Origin of the sequence: Streptomyces sp. NPDC006140 (genome assembly GCF_040628815.1) — a bacterium.
Lineage (GTDB): Bacteria > Actinomycetota > Actinomycetes > Streptomycetales > Streptomycetaceae > Streptomyces.
Map to the genome: position 1 here is coordinate 18,114 of NZ_JBEXTS010000030.1, position 20,192 is coordinate 38,305.

The window sequence follows — 20,192 nt, forward strand, 5'->3', positions numbered from 1 at the left end:
CTCCTCAACGGTTCAGGACGACGACGGCCACGAACAGCGCCTGAAGCAGCGTCAGCGGCACCAGCACCATCCACGCCAGCTCCATGTACCGATCCATCCGCAAGGTGGGCAGCAGCCGGCGCCCGGCCACCAGCAGCGCCAGCACCGCCGCGGTCTTCAGCAACGTCCACGCCCAGCTCGGCAGCAGCGGCCCGTGCCCTCCGCCGAGAAACAGCGGCACGCTGAAACCGGCGGTCACCACAAGCAGCAGCCACTGCCCGCCCAGGAACACCAGCCGGTCCACACCCGCCAGCTCGGCGGCGGCCCCACCGGCCGCGTCCCGCGACAGCGGATACTCGAACGGTCCCCAGAACGCCATCGCGAGCGCGCTCAGCAGATAGACGACGAACGCGGCCGGCATCCACACCGCGAACCACAGTCCGTCCTGGGCCGCGACCACACCCCCGACCCGCAGGGACTCGGCGCCGAGAGCGGCGGTGGTGATCGCGAACATGTGCGGAAGTTCGTACGCCAGCCCCTGCGCCAGGAACCGGTACCCGCCGATCAGCGACAGCGCCGAGTTCGGTCCCCAGCCCGCCAGCCATACCGCCGCCCAGGCCAGGGCCTCCATCCCGTTGAACCACACGATGCCGACGGACGGATCGCTCACGGCACCAAAGCCCCACGGCAGTACGGCACCCGCGAGCACAGCGGCCACCGGGACCAGCACCACTCCGAGCCTTCCGAGCAGCCGGTCGGCGGCCGTCGTACGGCGCGGCTGCTGAACGAGCAGCCGCAGGGCCTGGCGTAACGGAGCCGCCGCCCGCAGCCCGGCCTCTCGGACACTGCCGGCGGGACCGCGCTCGGCCGACCCGGACAGCACCGCGTCGAACCCGGCGGTGAACACGGCGGCCACGGCCAGGGCGACAGGAAGGACGACGGTCGCCCACAGGGGCGCTGCATCAGGCATGGGCCGCTCCGGGCACGGTCGCGAGGGCGAGTTCGTCGAGGTCGGGGTCCAGGCTGGCCACGATGATCCGTGCGCAGGCAAACTCGGCGCCGGTCAGGAGTTCAGGGAGGACGTCGAGCAGCGCTTGCGACGGCGGCTGTGGTCCGTCCAGCCGGCCACGTGGTCCGGTCCGGTCATCCGGCGCCAACGGCCGTGTGTCATCGAGCTCTTCCAGGCCGCGCTCGACCTCGCTCAGCCACATCAGCAGCCGGTCATGCGCGTCCCCGTCCGCAGCGAGCGCCGGTCCGGTCACTCCGGCAGCCCGCGCTCTGTCTGTCGGCAACTCCCCCAGTCCGGCGATCGACCAGCGCAGGGCCCTGGACCGCCCGACTCGCTGCGCCGTCCTGCGCAGACCGCCGCCGATCCCCTCGCGCGACGCCCCCGACAGCAGCTCGTCCCGCAGCCGACGGCACCGCCCAGCGACGTCATCCCAGCCGACGACGGCAAGGAGCCGCCCCGCACTGTCGAGATGCGCGGCGCAGCGTCGGCGTACGGCGCCGCCCCTGGTGACCTCCTCGCCGTGTGCGGCCCGCAGCCACGGCTCGTCCCAGAACGGCGGCCGATGGCCGGACGCCACGGGGAGGTGGTCCACCTCGACGCCCTGTACGACGTCTCCTTGCAGGGTGAGACGGAGAACGAGACCCGCCGGCCAGTCGCTCAGCCCGGGACCGAACGGCACGTGCAGCTGGTCGAGCCGCAACTCGTCCCGGTCGTCCGCCCGTTCGGCCATCGGCAGGCCTGCCACCTCTCCCATGGCGTGCATGTCGTGACCCATGTGATCCATATGGCCACCATGTCCCAGGTGATCCACATGGCCCATGTCCGCCGCATGGTCAGCGGATTGCTTGTGTCCATGCCCCTCGTGGCCGGAGTGAGCGGCATGGCCACCATGGCTGTGGCCCATGCCGTGGTCGTCACGGCCTTGGCCTTCGGGGGCTGCGGGCGGCGAGCTGTCGTGGTGCGCGCCGTGGCCGTGCTCGTCTCCGTGTCTCTGGTGCTCGCCGCGCTGGTTATCGCCAGGCTCGCCCACCGGGGCCTCGGACCGGTCGTCCATATGTCCGCCGCGCGGAGTCACCGCCCTGTCGGTCAGGTCCCTGCGCGCGATGCCGAGGGCGTGTGCAACCTGCCCGCTCTCCCTCACCACGATGCGCACGGCGGGGTCCGGCATCGACCGCTCCATGCGGTCCAGCCACTCCGCGTCCTCCGGCGCGGGAACGCCGCAGACGACCAGCAGATCCGCGGCGGCTGGAGCGCCGGCTACGGGCCACCCCCGCCGGCGTACCTCCGCCTCGGCCTCCAGCCGGAGTTCCGTAGCTCCGGGCAGCGTGACCGCGAACACCGCCGGGCGGTTCATCGCCGTACGCCGCACAAGGCCCCTCAGGTCCACCTCAGAGCCCCCTCACGCCAGGCGTACGCCACCGCCGCGAACAGGATGCCGAGGAAGAGGAACATCTCCACGACGGCCGTGCTGCCCACCTCCGAGACGACCTTCACCCATGGGTACATGAAGAGCATCTCCATGTCGAAGGCCAAAAAGATCATGGTGACCGGGTACCAGCGCACATGGAACCGGGACACGGCGTGCTCGCCCGGATTGAGTCCTCCGGCGAAGGGGCCGGTTTCGAGGGGAGCCCGCGCCGCCGCCAGCCACAGGCCCAGCCCGTACAGGCCGGCCAGACCGGCCCCGACCACACCGAGGAGGACCAGCATCGGCTGCCATGCGTCCATCCGCCCGACCTCCATTCTCGGCGTCCTACCGCTTATGGTGCGCGACCGGCTGGTTCGGGCCCTGGAGGCAGGGCCCGAACCACCGGGAACAATCCTGCCCCAGTCATCGGGCTACCCCCTAGGGGTATGATGATGCTTCTCTTCTGGGAAGGAGGCCTTCCCGGGGTCGAGGACGTCTAGGTGGATCTGCCGTCGGGCAGGGGCAAGGTGGCCAGCGAGCGGGCGCTGGATCGCGCGGCCGTCGCCGCCGCGGTCGACGAGGCCGGTTACGAGCGCGTCGGCGGAGAGACCCAGTGACTCCGCGGGCCTAACTGCCGCGTTGGGCTGTCGGTCACCCCGTCAGGCTCACGGCGGCGGCACTTGCTCCGGGCCGCGGCTTCCCACCTCACGGATCCCTCAGCAGCTCCGGCTCGAAAGACCTGCACGTGCGGCGACCCGGCCCGTGCCGCCTGCTGAGCGATTTCCGTCACACTCGATTCGTGACCCAGCCGTACCTCGTCGACCGTGTCGGCCTCCCCTCAGCCGCAGGCACACCGACCTCACCCGCACCCGTGCCAGCAGCACTCCGGTTATCAGCCCAACCCGCCACGCCCGCATGACGCGGCCGCTCCTGATTCGGAGCCCCGACCTCGTCGCAGGCAAACTTCGGAGTCCGACACGGCACCTCCGACCGGTGGCCGCCGGGCATCGGCGTGCGCAGAAGCGGACGCTGGTGATCGGTGACTGTCTGGGGTACGCCACGACGTTCGTGGGGGCTGGTCTGACCAGTGGCGCAGTGGTGCACCATCCGTTGGACCCTGACCGGTACACGATGATCGCGCTTGTCGGCGCAGTCGTCTTCCTCTGCGCGACCCCGCTGAACGAGTTCGTCCTCAAGCGCCAGCGACCCAGCGCCTCCACAGTTGTCGCCATCGTGCTGGCCTCGCTGGCGCTGTCGTTCGGCATCGGCATCGGCATCGGCATGCTGAGCGGCGGACTGCAGCACTTCGAGGACTTCCCCGAACGAGCGGCGATGCTGATCCCGTTCGGGCTGGCGCTGTCCTTCGTGAGGTACCTACTGCGTTATGACGCCACACGCTGGCGCAGCAACATCAAAGCCCGACCGGGCTGCTGGTGCTGGGCGCCGCTGCGCTCGCGTTCGTCGGGCTGCGCGGTATCGCCGCCGACATGGCCGCGGAGTCCGGCGGTGGCGGCCACCACCACGGCGGGGAGAGCCCGGCCACACAGGGACGGCGGAAACGGAGGAGCCCGAAAACAGCCTGAACGAGGACGCCGGAACTAAGGCGCGCCCGATGCCTCACCCAGCACAGACGGCACAGGAACCGGCGCAGGCAAGGAATAGGCGGGACACGCGCAGGACGGGCACGCCCACTGAGTCGGGGCACCCGCGGGCGGGAGCCGCATCACGGTGGCGCTTCTGCGGCTCCCGGCCCTCGGAGATCGCTCGGGGCTGGTTGCTCCTGGTCGGCGGTCAATCCTGGTCAGTGCACGTGCGGGCCGCCCGTCGACTGCGGTTTGCCGCGCGGCACGAGGCCCAGCGCGACGACGGCACCGGCAGCGGCTGCCACAGCACACACGGTGAACGCGTCGGCGAAGCCACCCACCGCGCCTTGCTCGAAGCCGGATGCCGCGATGGTCGAGACGACGGCGACGCCGATCGAACCACCCACCTCGTGGAAGGTATTGACGACTCCGGAGGCGAGCCCCGCCTCCCGGTGCTCCACCATGGCCAGGGCGGTCGTCGTCGCGGTGACGAATACCGCGCCGATGCCGAGGGAGGCGATCACGAAGCCCGGCAGGATCCCGGCGTACGCGCTGCCGGTCTCCGACAGCCGGGTCAGCGGGATGGTTCCGGCGGCCGCGACGGCCATACCGGTGACGGCCGTCGGGCGGCTGCCGATCCGGCCGACGAGCCGGGAGCCGAGGTGGGCGCCGATGCCGGTGGCCACGGCGACAGGGAGGAACACCAGCCCGGTCCTCAGCGGGCTGAAGCCGCGGATGTGCTGCAAGTAGACGGACCCAAGGAAGAAGAACGCGATCAGCAACGCCGTGGCGATCAGCATCAGGAAGGCCCCGGCGAGCACCGGACGCCGGGTGAACATCCGCAGGTCCATCAGCGGTGCCCGGCCGGCCCGTTCCACTGCCGCGAAGGCCGCGTACGCGACCGCCGCACCGGCCAGCGGCAGCAGGGTCGAGGCGTCCGCCCAGCCGGTGTCCCCCGCCTCGACCAGGCCGTAGATCAGGGCGGCGGTGCCCGCGGTGACGAGCAGCGCGCCCGGGATGTCGAGCCGTGCGGGTTGCGGAGCACGGGCCGGGACGAAGGCGGGCAGGGCGACCAGCAGGAGCAGCCCGACGGGGACGTTGATGTAGAACACCCACTGCCAGCCGGGCCCGTCGGTCAGGGCTCCGCCGAGCAGTACGCCGGCCGCGGAGCCGGTGCCGCCGATCGCCGCCCAGACACCGAGTGCCTTGTTGCGTTCGGTGCCGTGGAAGGTGGTGGTGACGATGGACAGCGCGGCCGGGGACAGCAGGGCTGCGCCAACGCCGTGGCCGATCCGGCCGCCGAGCAACATCGGCGCGTTCCCGGCCAGACCGGTGACCAGTGACGCGGCGGTGAAGAGGGCGAGGCCGGCGAGCAGGGTGCGGCGGGCGCCGAGGGCGTCGGCGAGTCGGCCGCCGAGCAGCATCAGCCCGCCGAAACAGAGGGTGTAGGCGGTGACGACCCAGGTCAGCGCTTCCCGGCCGAGGTCGAGGTCGGCCGCCATGTCGGGCAAGGCGACGTTCACGACGGTGACGTCGAGGATCAGCATGAACTGGGCGAGGCAGATCAGGGCGAGGGCTGCCCAGAGGCGTGGGTCGGCGGGCGGGTGGTGGTCGTGTTCGGCGGTGCGCGGCGCACCGGCTGCGGAATGGGTCATGACGAGTCCTTCTGGTGCGTGGTTCCGGTCGTGTCAGCGCCGCGCAACGGCGCGAGGAGAAGAGCGAGGAGCACACCCGCCGCGGTGACACCGGCTCCGGCGGACATCGCCGGTCCCATGCCGTCGACGAAGGCCTGGCGGGCGGCCTCGGCGAAGGCGGTTCCGGCTTCGCCCGGCAGTCGCTCGGCGAGGGCGAGAGCGGTACCCAGGGACTCCTTGGCGGAGTCGAGGAGGCTCTCGGGAACTGGAGAGGGAACGTCATCGAGCCCACCGCGGTAGCGGTCGGAGAGCAGGCTGCCCATGACGGCGACTCCGCTCGCCGCGCCGAGCTGGATGGCGGCGCTGTTGGTGGCCGAGCCGACCCCGAGGTCCGTTTCGGGCAGCGAGCCGACGATGGCGTCGCTGGTCGCGGTGATGACGAATCCGGCGCCCCAGCCCAACAGCAGCATGGCCACAAGAGCCCGGCTGTAGCCGTCCGTCGCTTCCGTGGTGGCGAGCACCGCCGAGGAGGCGCTCAGCATGGCGAGTCCTACGGCCGCGACGATGCGCATCCCCAGACGTGGCGCGAGGACGCCCGCCAGCGGTCCGGCGACCAGCAGCGCGAGCGCGGCCGGGCCGAGCCGGAGCCCTGTCTGCCCGGGGCTGTAGCCGAGCACGAACTGAAAGTGCTGCACGGCCACGAACAGCGTGCCGATCAGCGCGAACGCGCCCAGCAGGACGAGCAGGTCACCGGCCGCGAGCGCACGGTGCCGGAAAATCCGCAACGGCAGCATCGGGGACGCGGCCCGGCGCTGCCAGGCAAGGAAGGCGACCGCCAAGAGGGCCCCCGCCGCGAAGGCGGCCAGCACTGCGGAACTCGTCCAACCCCGGTCGGGCCCTTCGATGACCGCCCACAGGACGCTCGCCACGGCCACGACGGACAGCAAGGCCCCGGCGGGGTCCAGCCGCCCGCTCTCGGGCGCACGGGAGTCGGGCACAAGAAGAGCGGCGGCGATCAGGCCCGCGATGCCTATGGGCAGGTTGATCAGGAACACCGATCCCCACCAGTAGTGGCTCAGCAGCCAGCCGCCGACCATAGGCCCGATGACGGTGCCGACGCCGACCGCCGCCGACCAGATGCCGATCGCCTTGGTGCGTTCGGCACCGCGCGGAAAGACGTTCCCGATGACGGCGAGCGTGGCAGGCATGATCAGTGCCTCGCCGATGCCCATGGCTCCGCGCGCGAGCACCAACGTGGTGACGGATCCGGCGTATGCGGCGACCACGGACGCCGCCGTGAACAGCACCAGGCCGGACATGAAGATCCATTTGCGGCCGATGCGGTCCGCCAGGCTGCCGCAGAACAGCACCAGGCTGCCGGACATCAGCGCGTAGCTGTCGACGATCCACTGCAACTGGCTGGTGGAGGCGCCGAGTTCTTCCACCAGTGTCGGCAGGGCGACGTTCAGTACGGTGGTGTCGAGCCCGACGACAAGCAGGCTGACGCTCACGACGGTGAGGGTGAGCCATCGCCGTGCCGGCGGGTCGGCGGTCTGCGGTGAAGCGGCCGCCGGACGAGTCATGGAAGGCACGGGAACCCCTTTCTGGCGCAAGGCCCGGTTGACCGGGCATCTGAACCATACTGTTCAGTTCATGTGAACTCAACCGTACAGTTCAGATGGGTGCTAAGGTCGGCTCATGAGCGTGGACAGCGGCAAACGGCCCCCCAGCGGACCCCGCGCGGAGCTCAAGCGGCAGGCCATCGTGCGGGCCGCCCGCGAGCTGTTCCTGCGGGAGGGCTTCGGCGTGGGCATGGACACCATCGCCGCCGAGGCAGGCGTGTCCAAGGTGACCGTCTACAACCACTTCGGCAGCAAGGAAGCCCTGTTCACAGCGGTCATTACGGACGCGCTCGACGAGCCGCTCGCCGGTGAGTCCTCTGCCGCGCTGGAAGGCCTGGCGGATGCCGAGGACTTGCGGGCCGCCCTTGTCGAGGCGGCCCGCACCTGGGTCCATGCCGTCCGCACCAACCGCAAGGTCACCGCTCTGCGTAACCTCGTCGCCGCCGAGCTCCACCGCTTCCCCGAGCTGGGCGAGGCCTGGAGACACCGCGGCACGGAAAGCCACCACCCCGCGGTCGCAGGCGCCCTACGCACCCTCACCGAGCAAGGCCGACTGGCGATCCCCGACCTGCAAGTGGCGATCATCCAGTTCTACGGGCTCCTGGTCTTCCCCCACATGGTCTTCAGCTCCTACGGCACGCACATCGACGAGGACGTGACGGACCGTCTCATCACCAGCGGCGTCGACATGTTCCTGCACCACTACGGCCCACGGGACGCATAGCGGCCCTCCACGCTCAGGTTGCTGATCACGTGTGGAGCGATGGCGTCACTTGCTCGAAGAGATACGCTCACGCGTCGCTGTGACGATCCAGACCGCCCCGCGGATGCAGACACCGTCCGCGGTCTCGAACTCCGTGAATGCGTCGTGCACTTCGGCACGGATACGGGTGATGGTTGCCGGGTCGACTTCGCGCAGGTTGTAGCGCGTCGGGCCCATGGAGAAGACGAAGTCGGCGGCCTCTCCCGCACTGGCGCCAAGGACCATGGGCGCCTCGACTGGATTCACCTCGATGTCGGTGAATCCACTGGCGGAGAGCACTTGGCGGATGCGCGCCGGGTCGAGGAGCGAGCCCATGCCCCTGGAAGCGGGGGATGCCTCGCGCAGGAAGGGCGAGAGTGCGCCGGTCGGGCGGGCGTAGGCGCTGTCCGGGCCCGTGGGCTGCGGGCCGAGGAACGCGAGGCGGCCGGCCGGCACGAGCGGGTGCCTGAGATGAGTGAAGGCTGCGACCTGGTCGGCGAAGAACATGACACCGCCCCTGCTGATGAGGACATCGAACCCGCGGTCGGGGAACGGATGCACCTGCGCGTCGCCCTGCTCGAAGGTGACGTTGTCGAGACCTTCCGCGGCAGCGTCACGGCGGGCACGTTCCAGCATCAGCGCGGACAGGTCAATTCCCACGACGTTTCCGTCGTACGCCCGTTGCGCCGCAAGGCGCGTCGTCTGGCCGGTGCCGCAGCCGTCGTCGAGGACCCACTCCTGGGCCGCGATGTCCGCGGCGGCGAACAGGGGTGCGTTGAACGAGCCCATCATCCCGTTGTAACGCTCGGGATGTTCGGCCCAGAGGATGCCCTCCCAGTCGTTCCATGCCTCTGCCTGCTGACGGTCGGCGATCGCGTGCACGGCTTACCCTCCAGTGACGATTGCGTCACTTCGTAGCGCAACACCCTCGCCGGAATGAGCGAAGTGCCCCCGCTCGGTTCGGCCGCCGCATCGGCTGCGGCCCGCACCTCGGAGCCAGGTGCGGGCCTCGCGACTCAGTGTGCGTGTCCGGCCTCTTCCTCGGCAGGCCTGGCCTGCGAGGGCTGCTCGGCCTCGTCCGCCGCGCCGCCCGCATGCACTGTGAAGGCCGCGGTACGGACCTTGCCCTCGTGCTGGAAGTCCAGGAACAGGCGGTAGGCGCCGGCGCTCGGCGCCGTCGCCGTGAACGAGACCTCCGGGCCGGGCTTGGTCTTGCCGTCGCCGGGCTCGCCGTTGGGGTGGACGTGCAGGTAGGCGAGGTCGCCGGAGCGCAGGGCGACAAGGTGGCCGTAAGCGCCCAGGTAGGGCTGGAGGTTGCGGACCGGCTTGCCGTCCTTTGCCACCGTCAGCGTGAGTTCGCCGGCCTTGCCGGGGGTCAGCGCGCCCCGCAGCCTCACCTCGTAACCGTCGACCTTCGCCGTGGTGTTGTGTTCGGGCAGCTCGCCGGGCTCGTACGGCCCGGACGCGGCGAGGTCGGCGCCGAGGGTGAGCGCTTTGCCGCCCTTCGGTTTAAAGTCGGCGAAGACGCGGTATCCGCCGGCCTCGGGCAGCTTCACGGGCGTCGACCAGGTGCCGTCCGCGGCCCGGGTGGGGTGCAGGTGGCGGTAGACGGTCAGGTCACGTGAGGCGACGATCAGGTGCAGATCCTTGCCGTGCTCGCGCTGGTACGCGGTGACCTTGCGCCCGGTCCCGTCCTGAACGACGGCGAAGCGCAGGTCGGTCTTCTTGCCGGCCTCGACACGCGGGGTCTTCAGGTCGAGCGTGTAGCCGCTCCTGGAGATCTCGAGGCCGCCTGGCGGTTCCGTTTCGCGACCGCCGCCATTCGCTTCGTGATGCCCGGCCGTTTTTCCCTTGTGCCCGGCGGCCGCGTGGCCTTCGGAACCACTGTGCGTGGCGCTCTTCGGCTCGGGTGAGATCGGGCTGACTGCGCCGCCCACGCCGTAGGCGGCGCCGAACGTCGCGGCGAGCGCGGTGGCGAAGACGGTGATCCGCAGTCCGGTGTTCATCGACAACTCCTCTTCTCCTGACCGCTCCTGCGTGCGGCCGACATCCTCAACATACCCCCAGGGGGTACCAAGTCAAGTCGGATCGAGACTTGCCATTCAATACGGGTGGGGGGTATACATAGAGCCGTCGCAGATACCCCCTAGGGGTATGAACCACTACGTGCGGAGGATCCGTGTCGAACTGCTGCACCACCGACGGAAGCTGCCACACCCCGGCGGAGTCCAAGACCACCTACAAGGTCGACGGCGTCGGCAGTGCCCACTGCCAGGGCGTCGTCGCCAAGGCGGTGGGCGGTCTGGACGAGGTCACCGCGGTCGAGGTCGAGATCGGCACCGGCCTGGTCACGGTGACGACCGCGGCCGAGCCCGACGAGGCGCTCGACGCGCTGATCGCGAAGACCGTCGACGAGGCCGGTTACAACTTCGCCGGCCGCGTGGCCGCCTGACCAACGAACCGGGCGGGGGCCGCGAAACCTTGGCGGTCCCCGTCCTCCCTGTCTTCTTTCGCACTTCGCGTTCGTGAGCTCCGAGGAGCAGACATGACCACCACCACGCCCGGCGCCGCCGAGGTCGAACTCGCCATCGGCGGCATGACCTGCGCCTCGTGCGCCGCCCGGATCGAGAAGAAGCTCAACCGCCTCGACGGCGTCGAGGCCACCGTCAACTACGCTACCGAGAAGGCGAAGGTCACCTTCCGGGAGGACGTGACCGTCTCGGACCTGATCGCGACGGTCGAGGCCACCGGCTACACCGCGCGGGAGCCCCGGCCCGAGACCGCCCGCTCCGACGACTCCGCGTCCGGTGAGGGCCCGGCCCAGGAGGAGAGCGACGAGCTGCGGCCGCTGCGCCAGCGGCTGACCGCCGCCGTGGCGCTCGCCGTCCCGGTGATCGCGATGGCCATGGTCCCGGCGCTGCAGTTCGAGTACTGGCAGTGGCTCTCGCTCACGCTGGCGGCGCCCGTGGTGACGTACGCCGCCTGGCCCTTCCACAAGGCCGCCTGGACGAACGCCAAGCACGGTGCCGCCACGATGGACACGCTGATCTCCGTCGGTACCTCGGCGGCGTTCCTGTGGTCCCTTTGGGCGCTGTTCTTCGGCACGGCCGGCACGCCGGGCATGACCCACCCCTTCGAGCTCACCATCGCCCGCACCGACGGCGCCGGGAACATCTACCTGGAGGCCGCGGCCGGCGTCACCGCCTTCATCCTGGCCGGCCGCTACTTCGAGGCGCGCTCCAAGCGGAAGGCGGGAGCGGCGCTGAAGGCCCTGCTGGAGCTCGGCGCCAAGGAAGTCACGGTGGTCCGTGGCGGCCGGGAAGAGCTCATTGCTGTCGGCGAGCTGAAGGTCGGCGACCGGTTCCTGGTGCGGCCCGGCGAGAAGATCGCCACCGACGGTGTGGTCGTCGAGGGGTCGTCCGCCGTGGACGCCTCCATGCTCACCGGCGAGTCCGTACCCGTAGAGGTCGGCACCGGAGACGCCGTCACCGGTGCCACGCTGAACGCCGGCGGCCGCCTGCTCGTCGAGGCCACCCGCGTCGGCGCCGACACCCAGCTCGCCCGCATGGCCAAGCTGGTGGAGGACGCGCAGAACGGCAAGGCCGCCGCACAGCGGCTCGCCGACAAGATCTCCGCGGTCTTCGTCCCCGTCGTGATCGCCCTGGCGCTCGGCACCCTCGGCTTCTGGCTCGGCAACGGCGCCGGACTGACCGCCGCCTTCACCGCCGCGGTCGCCGTCCTGATCATCGCCTGCCCGTGCGCCCTGGGCCTGGCCACCCCGACCGCCCTCATGGTCGGCACCGGGCGCGGCGCCCAGCTCGGCATCCTCATCAAGGGCCCCGAAGTCCTGGAGACGACGCGCAAGGTCGACACCATCGTCCTGGACAAGACCGGCACCGTCACCACCGGCAAGATGACCCTGCTCGCCGTGCACACCACCGACGGCACCGACGAGGAGGAAGTCCTGCGCCTCGCCGGCGCCCTGGAGCACTCCTCCGAGCACCCCATCGCCCAGGCCGTCGCCTCCGGCGCCGCCGCCCGCGTCGGCACGCTCCCCGCCCCGGAGGACTTCGCCAACATCGCCGGCCTCGGCGTCCAGGGCATCGTCGAAGGCCACGCGGTCCTCGTCGGACGCGAGATGCTGCTCGCCGAATGGGCCATGTCCCTGCCGGAGAAGCTGCAGCGCGCCAAGACCGAGGCCGAGGCCGCCGGGCGTACCGCCATCGCGGTCGCCTGGGACGGCGAGGCCCGCGCGGTCCTGGAGGTTGCCGATGCCGTCAAGGAGACCAGCCCGGAGGCCATCGAGCGGCTGCGCGGGCTCGGCCTCACCCCCATCCTGCTGACGGGTGACAACAAGGCGGTCGCCGAGGCGGTCGCCGCAGAGGTGGGCATCGCGCCCGAGCACGTGATCGCCGAGGTCATGCCGCAGGACAAGGTCGATGTCGTCAAGCGCCTCCAGGACGAGGGTCGTTCGGTCGCGATGGTCGGCGACGGTGTCAACGACGCGGCCGCGCTGGCTCAGGCCGACCTGGGCCTGGCGATGGGAACGGGTACGGACGCCGCGATCGAGGCGGGAGACCTGACGCTCGTGCGGGGCGACCTGAGGGCCGCGGCGGACGCCATCCGCCTGTCCCGCAAGACGCTGGGCACCATCAAGTCCAACCTCTTCTGGGCCTTCGCCTACAACGTCGCCGCGCTGCCGCTCGCCGCCGCCGGCCTGCTCAACCCGATGATCGCCGGAGCGGCCATGGCCTTCTCCTCGGTCTTCGTGGTCGGCAACAGCCTGCGGCTGCGCGGCTTCCAGCCCGCCGACCACTGAAACGGCCGACCAGGACGGAAGGAGGCCGCCGTGGCCGGAGAGCAGACCCACCGGGACGTCATTCTCCGACGGCTCCGCCGGATCGAGGGCCAGGTGAGGGGCTTGCAGCGCATGGTCGAGGAGGAGACCTACTGCATCGACGTCCTGACCCAGGTCGCCGCCACCAACGCCGCGCTCCAGTCCTGCGCGCTGGCCCTGTTGGACGAGCACCTCAACTGCTGCGTCACGGAGGCCATCGTGGAGGGCGGCGAGCAGGCCAGAACGAAGGTCAACGAGGCGTCCAAGGCAATCGCCCGGCTCGTACGGGCATGACCTCTAAGTTCCGGGCCCGGGCGGTTCCACCGCCCGGGCCCGGAACTGCTCAGGCCCCTTTGCCCGCGGGGCAGCCGGCGCTCAGCTTGAGGCTGAGGCGCAGACACAGGCCGAGCACCTGACGCAGCAGCACCAACTCGGCTCCGCCCAGGTCGGTTCCGCAGACCTTCCCACACGGGCTTTTCGGGGCTCCGACGGCGATTTCCCTGCTGAGTGAGAACATGAGGGCAACATACCCCCTACCCGTATGCGTGACGCCTGTGTGACCATCATCCGGAGACGAGGGGTGCCATACGATGTGAGGCACCTCGGTGACGGGGAAGAAGAGGGGGGAAGGGTGCGACGGCTGGGTGACCTGGAAGCCGAAATCATGGACCGGCTCTGGCGCTGGGGCCAGCCCGCCACGGTTCGGGAGATCGTCAACGACATCAATCACATACGTCCCGTCGCCTACACGACGGTGATGACGGTCGCGGACATCCTCCACCGCAAGGGCCTGCTCCGCCGCGAGAAGACCGGGCGCGCCTGGCTTTACGAACCCGTGCGCAGCCGTGAGGAATACACCGCCGCCCTCATGCAGGACGCGCTCGGCAACACCGAGGACCGCCAGGCCGCGCTTCAGCGATTCGTGGAGCACATGTCGCCGGAGGACGTGTCCGCGCTGGCTGCCGCACTGCGCGCGATGGGCCGCGCTCCCGGCAGCGCCGAGGAACCCGGAGCACCCTCGTGACCGAACTCCTCGGTTACGCAGGCGGGTTACTCGTTCGCGGTCATCATGTGCTGCCACCCCTGACCGTCGCCCTGGTGGTCGGGGTGCTGCTGCCGAGGGCGCTCGCCCGCAGCCACTGGGCGCACCGGACGCCCCGGCTGGCTCTCACGGTGTGGACCCTGCTCGGGCTGTCCCTCATCGCTTCCGTGTCCCTGACGGCCCTGCAACTACCGCTTCCGACAGCAAGCAGCCACCGCTTGTCCCGCTTCACCGAGGCCTGCATCGTCTCCGGCGGCGCGGATTGCGGACCCCTCCTCCCGAACGGAACGGCAGGCGTGGACACCCGCGTGTGGGCGGCCCTGATCGCGGCAGCCGCCGTGCCCGCCGCCTTCGTCGTCGCCTTCGCACGTGAACTCCTGAGCGCGAGACGCCTGCGGCTGCGGCACGCCGAACTGCTGCGCCTCGTCGGCAGCAGGCGACCGGAGTTGCGTGCCACAGTGCTGGAGCATGACACCCCGGCCGTGTACTGCCTGCCGGGTCGTGCGTCCCAAGTCGTGGTCAGTTCGGGAGCCCTTGAGGTCCTGACCGGACAGCAGGTGACAGCGGTGCTGGAACACGAGCGGGCGCACATCGCCGGCCGCCACCATCTGCTGGTGGCCGCAGCCGGGGCCTTCGGTGCCCTTTTCCGTGGACTGCCCTTGGCCCGGCTCGTCCGCACCGAGGTAGCGCTGTTGCTCGAGATGGCAGCCGACGACCGGGCGTTGCGCCGGTGTTCGCGGGACGCGCTCGCCACCGCCCTGTACGCGGTGGCATCCGGTCAGACGCCCCGCATGGCCTTCGCGGCGGGCGGACCGTCGGCGGTGCTGCGCATGCGCCGCATCCTCCTACCGCAGGACACATACTCTCCGACCCTGCGGACGGTGTTCGTGGCACTCAGCGCGGCGGCGGCCCTGACTCCGCTCGTCCTGGCCTGCTGTTCCGTTCCGGGTATCACGATTAACTAATCGAATACGTAGATGCGCTTTCCCCGGCTCGCCCACCTAATTCACCGCTACCGTTGGGCGCAGGGCGCGAGAGACAACCCCGGGGAAGGTGCAGACCTGATGCACGCGGTTGAAGTGCGACACGCCGCCTCCGCCGATGCGGCAGCCGTATCCCAGCTGCTCGCCGCCGCGATACGCGAGAGCTATGCCGAAACTCTCGAAAAGGACGCCGTCGAACGCCTGGTGAGCGCGAACTGCTCACTCCCCCGCATCAGCGCGGAAATAGGAATTCCTGGTGGCGCGCCGAGCTGGTTGGGCTGGCTGGTGGCTACCGAAGCCGACGGACAGATCGTCGGCGCAGCCGCAGGAGGCGTACCCGCGCCGGGTGAGGGGGAGTTGTACACGCTGTGCACCGCACCGAACCGCCGCCGTGACGGTATCGGCAGTGCACTGTTGTCCGTTCTCACCGAGCGCATGCGAAGGCACGACGCCCGGCGTCAGTCGGTCAGCCTGCCATCAGAGGCCGACCCCTCACTGCCTTTCTACACGGCTCATGGCTTCAAAGGCGCGGGACGGCGATTGAGCCGGGCAATTTGAGAATCGCGAATTCGACGTATGCATCGCTCACGAATCCGACGTCCTTGGCGTAGATGCGCGTTGGCGTGAACGCGCATCCGGCGAGGCTGGCCCAGGGCAAAGGCTTCCGGACACGATGGTGGCGCGGCGCGGTCCCGGCGGCACGGGGCCCGCCCGGACGGCAGGACCGGTCGAGCACCCTGGAGGAGCGATGTACACACAGACCGGCACACCGGTGACGCCCGCGCTCGGCCCGGTCCCGCCGTCCCGAATCACCACCGCCTCCCCCGCCCTGCGCGCCTGGCTTCCCGGCCTTGAGTCCCTCGCCCCGTACGCCGAGGACCAGCTGTGGCTGCACGACGCCCTGCTGGGGCCTTTCAGCGTCGACATCGTGGAATATCTGACGTTGGCCAGGGCCACCGGCGGTCCCGTGCTCGACCTGGGCTCGGGCGCCGGACGGCTCACCGTCCCGTTCGCCCGCCATGGCTTCACTGTCGAGGCGGTGGACCGGGACGCCCCGAGCCTGGAGAGACTGCGCGCCTGGGCCGATCGCATCGGCCCACAGGTACGCGGCCGGATCACCACCACCCACGCCGATCTCGCCCGTCTGCGCCTGCGCCGCCGCTACCAACTCACCCTGCTGGCAGGTGCGATGATCGCGGCGATCCCCCCGGACGCCCGCCCCGGGGTACTTCGGGAGATCGCCACCCATCTGGGCGGGGACGGCGCGCTCGCCTTGGACTACACGGCCCATGACGCTGCGGGTATCGCCGACCACCCCCACCGCACCTGGGCGTTCCAGGTGCCGCGGTTCGACGGGGTCACCGAGTGGGTCGTGGCCCGTCAGGTCTTCGACCTCGCCACCATGAGCGAGCAAATCACCTACTTCATCGAGCGCTCGGAGAAGACCCGGGTCCGCCGGTCGATCGCGACCACCGACAAGTGGATCGTGAACCAGGGAGACCTACTGCGAGAACTGCGGGCCGCCGGCCTGCGCATCGCCGACCAGCGGCAGCAGTGGCTCGACGAGCGGACTCACAGCGTCCTCCTGGTATGCCACCCCACCAAGTGACGCCCGTCACAATACTAAGATGACTCGGAGTTCCCGAACACCTCGTGTGACAAGGTGTGATCGGGGCATTTCGAAGAATCACGAGGGGGCGCTTCGCAGTGGTCTACGGCAGTGGCAGAACGGGAACTCAATCCACTGATCTGGCTCTCGCCCTCTACCGGAGACTGCGGGCACGAGGGGCGTCCAGCTTCCGAGAAGTCGCATCCGAGATGGACTTATCGAGCGACGAACGTAATCGATGTCGCAACGAGCTGCTCGGCCTCGGCCTGGTAGTCCCGACGGGGCGACTCCACGACAACCGCCTGGAGCTGGACGCGGGCAAGGCGTCGGAGGCGGAAAGCGACTCGGTCACCGTCATAGCACCCGAGATCGCTTTGATCAGGCTCCTGGAACGGGAGCGCACCCGGCTGCGCAACCACCTCGATCAGGCCGACCAGGCCCATCACACTCTGCAGACCCTGGCCGGCAACTTCCTGCGCACCGAGACCCTGGCCCAGGCAGCCGGCGTAGAGATCGAGATCATCAGCGACTACCGCCGCATCCAGCAGGTGCTTGAGGACATCACGGACACCGTGCAGCACCGCCTCGCCTCGATGCATCCCATCGCGCGCGGCAGGGAGATCCCCGAGCGAGCACTGGACCGCGACCGGCGCCAGATCGAGAACGGCGTTCAGGTTCGTTCCATCTTCAATCAGCGCCTTACATCGGTTCCCGAAGACGCCGAGCACCTGAGGATGAAGGCCAAGTTAGGAGTCGAAGTACGCCTCTCCCCTGTCGTACCTATGAACATGATCATCGCCGATGAGCAGTTCGCCCTGCTCCCGGCAGATCCCGAGGACGGCTCAGCGGGGGCCATCCTGGCCCGCGGTCCTGCCCTCGTACGGTCTTACCTGACTCTGTTCGAGCACTGCTGGCACACCGCGACCCCGTACGGCGAGCAGGTTCAGCCCGCGCGAGGGGGCGACGGACTCACAGAACAGCAGCGAGCGGCCCTGCGCATGCTCGCCTCGGGCATGAAGGACGAGAAGGTCGCCCGCAGCCTCGGCGTCTCCCTGCGCACCGTCAGCAGGATGATCTCCGAGTTGATGCAGGAGCTGGGCGCGTCCAGCCGTTTTGAAGCAGGAGTGCGCGCCACCCGACTGGGCTGGCTCGACTGACTGCCGAAAGCGGTTGCCCCCGGAGCAGGCTGTCGGCTCTCTGTAGTCCGGTGGGGACAAGAGGTACGATTCATTCAAACTTTTGGTCTCACCAGGCGGCGGAGAGATGACACGCGAGGCAGTGGCGAACGAGCGCGAAGCGGCGATCCAGCAGCTCCGCGATGTCGGTCTGCGCGTGACCAGCCCCCGCTTGGAAGTGCTCCAGGTGTTGACGGTCGGCGGCCATCTCGACGTGGAGGAATTGACCGCCGCGGCCCGAGAGCGCCTGGGAACGCTGACATCGCAGGCCGTTTACGAGATGCTGCGGCATTTTCTGGACACCGGCTTGGTGACGAAATTCGAGCGCCCCGGGTGGCCGGCCGTCTTCGAACTCGCCAGCCCACCACACCAGCATGCACTGTGCGTCAAATGTGGACGCGTGGAGAATGTAGTTCACGAGGCACCGACCCCTCCCCGAAAAGGCCTGAAGGGCTGGCAGGTGAATGACGCCGATGTCGTCTTCAAGGGCCTGTGCCCCGACTGCCGAGCCGCCTGAGAAGCCATCGGGCAGCATGGCTGGCCGAAAGAGGGGCCCCGGTGAGCCGCTGCGCACGGCTCACCGGGGCCCTTTGTGGGCTCCGCTACAGGGCAGAGGAATTGCTCGGCCAGTTGTTGTCCTGCGGGGTCGTCGGCCAGTTGTTGTCCTGCGGGGTCGTCGGCCAGTTGTTGTCCTGCGGGGTCGTCGGAGTCGTCGGCCAGTTGTTGTCCTGCGTAGTCGCCGGGACCGCCGGCCAGTTGTTGTCCGCGCTGCCGGCCACCACCTGTCGCGAGACGGAGTTGTCGACCGGCATGGCGGTCGCCACAGCGCCTCCCGCGACGGCCGCGCAGAGAGTCACAGCGAGGGTGAACTGGCGAGCGATACGGAACCCGGTGGCGCGCACAGTTGCGGACACTATTTTCCTCCAGGATGCGAATGGACATTTCCGCCTTCGAGGCCCGTGCCGCCGGGCTTCCGTCGAAGACATTTCCATCATCACCCGCCCACGAGCGGGAATCCACGATTCCACAAGTCGTGGATATGTCATGGCGCAGATATGACATCCCCGTGCGAGGTTAGTAGCGAGTTGAATTATCCACAGGGATTCACTTCGGCCAATCAGAAGGAATCCGGCCAGAATCCGGTCGCAGAACCTTATTTGGAGCGAACCATACTTTTGGTCACACCAAAGGAACGCTAGGCTGGCACTGCGGTCCTTCTATTCCTCCAGGAGGGAGTGGCCGCCGGGGCAGGGGCGTGCCGCCGCCTCTGCCCCACCCTCACGCCCCTGTTCTCCAGCGCACGCTCGTACACCTGAAGTGTCCGTTGAGCCGCGGCGCACCAGCTCATTGCCTGAGCGTGCCGTTCGGCCGCCACCCCCATGGCCTCCGCCGTCGCTGCATGCCGTGCGAACCACAGCAACCTGCGCGCGTAGTCGCCCGGCTCGTGTCCGCCTACCAGCAGTCCGGATTCTCCCTCCCGCACCGCCGTCGGCAGTCCGCCAACGGCCGCGGCCAGCACCGGCGTGCCGCAGGCCTGCGCCTCCAGGGCGACCAGGCCGAAGGATTCGCTGCGCGAGGGCATCACCAGGACATCGGCCGCCCGGTACCAGTCCGCCAGCTCCCCTTGCGGCACTGCCCGTTCAAAACGAACCACGTCCAGCAGGCCGAGCCGCCCGCACAGCTCATGCAGTTCGCCGGGCACCCTCGTGCCCGAGCCGCTGAGACCCCCGACCACGGGCGCGAGCAGCCTTCGGCGCAGGTCCGGTGCCTCCCGGAGTAGTTCCGCTATGGCGCGGACCAGGACGTCAGGTCCTTTGAGCGGTTGGATACGGCCGGCGAAGAGCGGGACGAACGCCTCCTGTGGCAGGCCCAGTCGGGCGCGCGCCGCTCTCCTGCCGTCGGCGGGGTGGAACGTCCGGGTGTCGACTCCGGGCATCACGACATCGGTGCGGTGCGGTGCCGCTCCATAGAGGTTCTGCAGCGCGATCGCTTCCTCGGGTGTGTTGGCGATGAGCCGGTCAGCGGTGGCGACGAGTCTGCTCTCTCCGTGGATGCGCAGTTCCGGCTCGGGCTTGTCGCCGGGCGCGAGGGAGGCGTTCTTGACGCGCGCCATCGTGTGCATCGTGTGAACCAGCGGGACCTGCCACTGGTCGGCGGCAAGGCTGCCAGCCTGGCCCGACAGCCAGTAGTGCGAGTGCACGAGGTCGTACGGGTTGCCGGCACCTGCCTTCAGCAGGGCGAGGGCGAACTCCAGCACCAGCCCGGGCATGGCTTCCTTGGGCAGGGCATGGCACGGACCCGCGTGCAGATGCCGTACCTGGACGCCTGGAACGAGCTCGACGCGGGGTGGATGCCCCTCGCCCCGGCAGCGGGTGAACAGGTCGACTTGGGTGCCCTGTTCGGCCAGGGCCCGGGAGAGTTCGACCATGTAGACGTTCATGCCGCCCGCATCGCCCGTGCCGGGCTGGTGGAGCGGCGAGGTGTGGACGCTGAGCATGGCGACGCGCAGAGACACGAGGGGAGCTCCTTCAGCTGGGATGCCCGGTAAGCCGTTGTGCCCACCCGCTCC

The 20,192-nt window shown here is 69.5% G+C and carries 21 protein-coding genes; 11 read left to right on the top strand and 10 right to left on the bottom strand.

The genetic code is table 11. The annotated features are described in order from the left end of the window. Positions 1-4: 4 nt before the first annotated feature. The 3 genes from ABZ386_RS41225 to ABZ386_RS41235 are packed head-to-tail and all read right to left on the bottom strand — an operon-like array spanning position 5 to position 2,716. A complete protein-coding gene (locus ABZ386_RS41225; RefSeq protein ID WP_355722342.1) occupies positions 5-949 on the bottom strand; it encodes an NADH-quinone oxidoreductase subunit H in 945 nt (314 codons plus the stop codon). Next, a complete protein-coding gene (locus ABZ386_RS41230) occupies positions 942-2,342 on the bottom strand; it encodes a hypothetical protein (RefSeq protein WP_355722339.1) in 1,401 nt (466 codons plus the stop codon). Before ABZ386_RS41230 ends, ABZ386_RS41225 begins: the two co-directional genes overlap by 8 nt. A gap of 23 nt (positions 2,343-2,365) precedes the next feature. Beyond that, the gene (locus ABZ386_RS41235) at positions 2,366-2,716 is read right to left on the bottom strand and encodes an NADH-quinone oxidoreductase subunit A (RefSeq protein WP_355722336.1); all 351 of its coding nucleotides are present in this window, start codon (positions 2,714-2,716) and stop codon (positions 2,366-2,368) included. A gap of 673 nt (positions 2,717-3,389) precedes the next feature. Here ABZ386_RS41235 and ABZ386_RS41240 point away from each other — a divergent pair. Further along, entirely contained in the window at positions 3,390-3,998 is a 609-nt protein-coding gene (locus ABZ386_RS41240) for a hypothetical protein (RefSeq protein WP_355722333.1), read from the top strand. Positions 3,999-4,197: 199 nt separating this feature from the next. Here ABZ386_RS41240 and ABZ386_RS41245 read toward each other — a convergent pair whose 3' ends face one another. Next, positions 4,198-5,634 (bottom strand): MFS transporter, encoded by a 1,437-nt coding sequence (locus tag ABZ386_RS41245; protein ID WP_355723910.1) that lies wholly within the window; start codon positions 5,632-5,634, stop codon positions 4,198-4,200. Then, positions 5,631-7,124, bottom strand: coding sequence for a DHA2 family efflux MFS transporter permease subunit (locus tag ABZ386_RS41250; protein WP_355723907.1), 1,494 nt, complete (start codon positions 7,122-7,124; stop codon positions 5,631-5,633). Before ABZ386_RS41250 ends, ABZ386_RS41245 begins: the two co-directional genes overlap by 4 nt. 187 nt (positions 7,125-7,311) lie before the next feature. Between ABZ386_RS41250 and ABZ386_RS41255 the strand changes: the two genes are divergently transcribed. Beyond that, positions 7,312-7,959, top strand: coding sequence for a TetR/AcrR family transcriptional regulator (locus ABZ386_RS41255; protein WP_355723904.1), 648 nt, complete (start codon positions 7,312-7,314; stop codon positions 7,957-7,959). Positions 7,960-8,004: 45 nt separating this feature from the next. Here ABZ386_RS41255 and ABZ386_RS41260 read toward each other — a convergent pair whose 3' ends face one another. Both ABZ386_RS41260 and ABZ386_RS41265 read right to left on the bottom strand, forming a co-directional pair. Beyond that, on the bottom strand, positions 8,005-8,859 hold the full coding sequence (locus tag ABZ386_RS41260) for a class I SAM-dependent methyltransferase (protein WP_355723901.1): 855 nt from the start codon (positions 8,857-8,859) through the stop codon (positions 8,005-8,007). A 134-nt stretch (positions 8,860-8,993) separates the two neighbouring features. Then, positions 8,994-9,983, bottom strand: coding sequence for a hypothetical protein (locus ABZ386_RS41265; protein WP_355723898.1), 990 nt, complete (start codon positions 9,981-9,983; stop codon positions 8,994-8,996). A 173-nt stretch (positions 9,984-10,156) separates the two neighbouring features. Here ABZ386_RS41265 and ABZ386_RS41270 point away from each other — a divergent pair, with 173 nt between their 5' ends. The 3 genes from ABZ386_RS41270 (at position 10,157) to ABZ386_RS41280 (ending at position 13,108) form a co-directional block, all read left to right on the top strand. Then, positions 10,157-10,429 carry a heavy-metal-associated domain-containing protein gene (locus tag ABZ386_RS41270; RefSeq protein ID WP_355723895.1) on the top strand — a complete coding sequence of 91 codons (273 nt, stop codon included), beginning with the start codon at positions 10,157-10,159 and terminating at the stop codon, positions 10,427-10,429. 93 nt (positions 10,430-10,522) lie between these two features. Continuing rightward, entirely contained in the window at positions 10,523-12,796 is a 2,274-nt protein-coding gene (locus ABZ386_RS41275; RefSeq protein WP_355723893.1) for a heavy metal translocating P-type ATPase, read from the top strand. A 30-nt stretch (positions 12,797-12,826) separates the two neighbouring features. Further along, positions 12,827-13,108: a metal-sensitive transcriptional regulator gene (locus ABZ386_RS41280; RefSeq protein ID WP_020275595.1), complete on the top strand. Its 282-nt coding sequence runs from the start codon at positions 12,827-12,829 to the stop codon at positions 13,106-13,108. A gap of 49 nt (positions 13,109-13,157) precedes the next feature. Here the strand turns inward: ABZ386_RS41280 and ABZ386_RS41285 are convergent, their stop codons facing one another. Continuing rightward, positions 13,158-13,331 (bottom strand): hypothetical protein, encoded by a 174-nt coding sequence (locus tag ABZ386_RS41285; RefSeq protein WP_356502409.1) that lies wholly within the window; start codon positions 13,329-13,331, stop codon positions 13,158-13,160. Between the two features lie 114 nt (positions 13,332-13,445). Here ABZ386_RS41285 and ABZ386_RS41290 point away from each other — a divergent pair, with 114 nt between their 5' ends. The 6 genes from ABZ386_RS41290 to ABZ386_RS41315 all read left to right on the top strand — a co-directional run bounded on the left by ABZ386_RS41290 (position 13,446) and on the right by ABZ386_RS41315 (position 18,140). Continuing rightward, on the top strand, positions 13,446-13,838 hold the full coding sequence (locus ABZ386_RS41290; protein WP_355721062.1) for a BlaI/MecI/CopY family transcriptional regulator: 393 nt from the start codon (positions 13,446-13,448) through the stop codon (positions 13,836-13,838). A 47-nt stretch (positions 13,839-13,885) separates the two neighbouring features. Beyond that, the gene (locus ABZ386_RS41295) at positions 13,886-14,821 is read left to right on the top strand and encodes a M56 family metallopeptidase (RefSeq protein ID WP_355721065.1); all 936 of its coding nucleotides are present in this window, start codon (positions 13,886-13,888) and stop codon (positions 14,819-14,821) included. 99 nt (positions 14,822-14,920) lie between these two features. Further along, the gene (locus tag ABZ386_RS41300; protein WP_355721068.1) at positions 14,921-15,397 is read left to right on the top strand and encodes a GNAT family N-acetyltransferase; all 477 of its coding nucleotides are present in this window, start codon (positions 14,921-14,923) and stop codon (positions 15,395-15,397) included. 190 nt (positions 15,398-15,587) lie between these two features. Beyond that, complete coding sequence (locus ABZ386_RS41305) at positions 15,588-16,448, top strand: class I SAM-dependent methyltransferase (RefSeq protein WP_355721071.1); 861 nt, start codon at positions 15,588-15,590, stop codon at positions 16,446-16,448. 209 nt (positions 16,449-16,657) lie between these two features. Beyond that, the gene (locus tag ABZ386_RS41310) at positions 16,658-17,605 is read left to right on the top strand and encodes a helix-turn-helix transcriptional regulator (protein WP_356502412.1); all 948 of its coding nucleotides are present in this window, start codon (positions 16,658-16,660) and stop codon (positions 17,603-17,605) included. Positions 17,606-17,711: 106 nt separating this feature from the next. Next, positions 17,712-18,140 carry a Fur family transcriptional regulator gene (locus ABZ386_RS41315; RefSeq protein WP_355721077.1) on the top strand — a complete coding sequence of 143 codons (429 nt, stop codon included), beginning with the start codon at positions 17,712-17,714 and terminating at the stop codon, positions 18,138-18,140. Between the two features lie 85 nt (positions 18,141-18,225). On the opposite strand, the gene ABZ386_RS41320 is transcribed toward ABZ386_RS41315, so the two are convergent. Further along, positions 18,226-18,447 (bottom strand): hypothetical protein, encoded by a 222-nt coding sequence (locus tag ABZ386_RS41320; RefSeq protein WP_355721080.1) that lies wholly within the window; start codon positions 18,445-18,447, stop codon positions 18,226-18,228. 371 nt (positions 18,448-18,818) lie between these two features. After that, on the bottom strand, positions 18,819-20,120 hold the full coding sequence (gene mshA / locus ABZ386_RS41325) for a D-inositol-3-phosphate glycosyltransferase (RefSeq protein WP_355721101.1): 1,302 nt from the start codon (positions 20,118-20,120) through the stop codon (positions 18,819-18,821). Positions 20,121-20,192 lie beyond the last annotated feature (72 nt).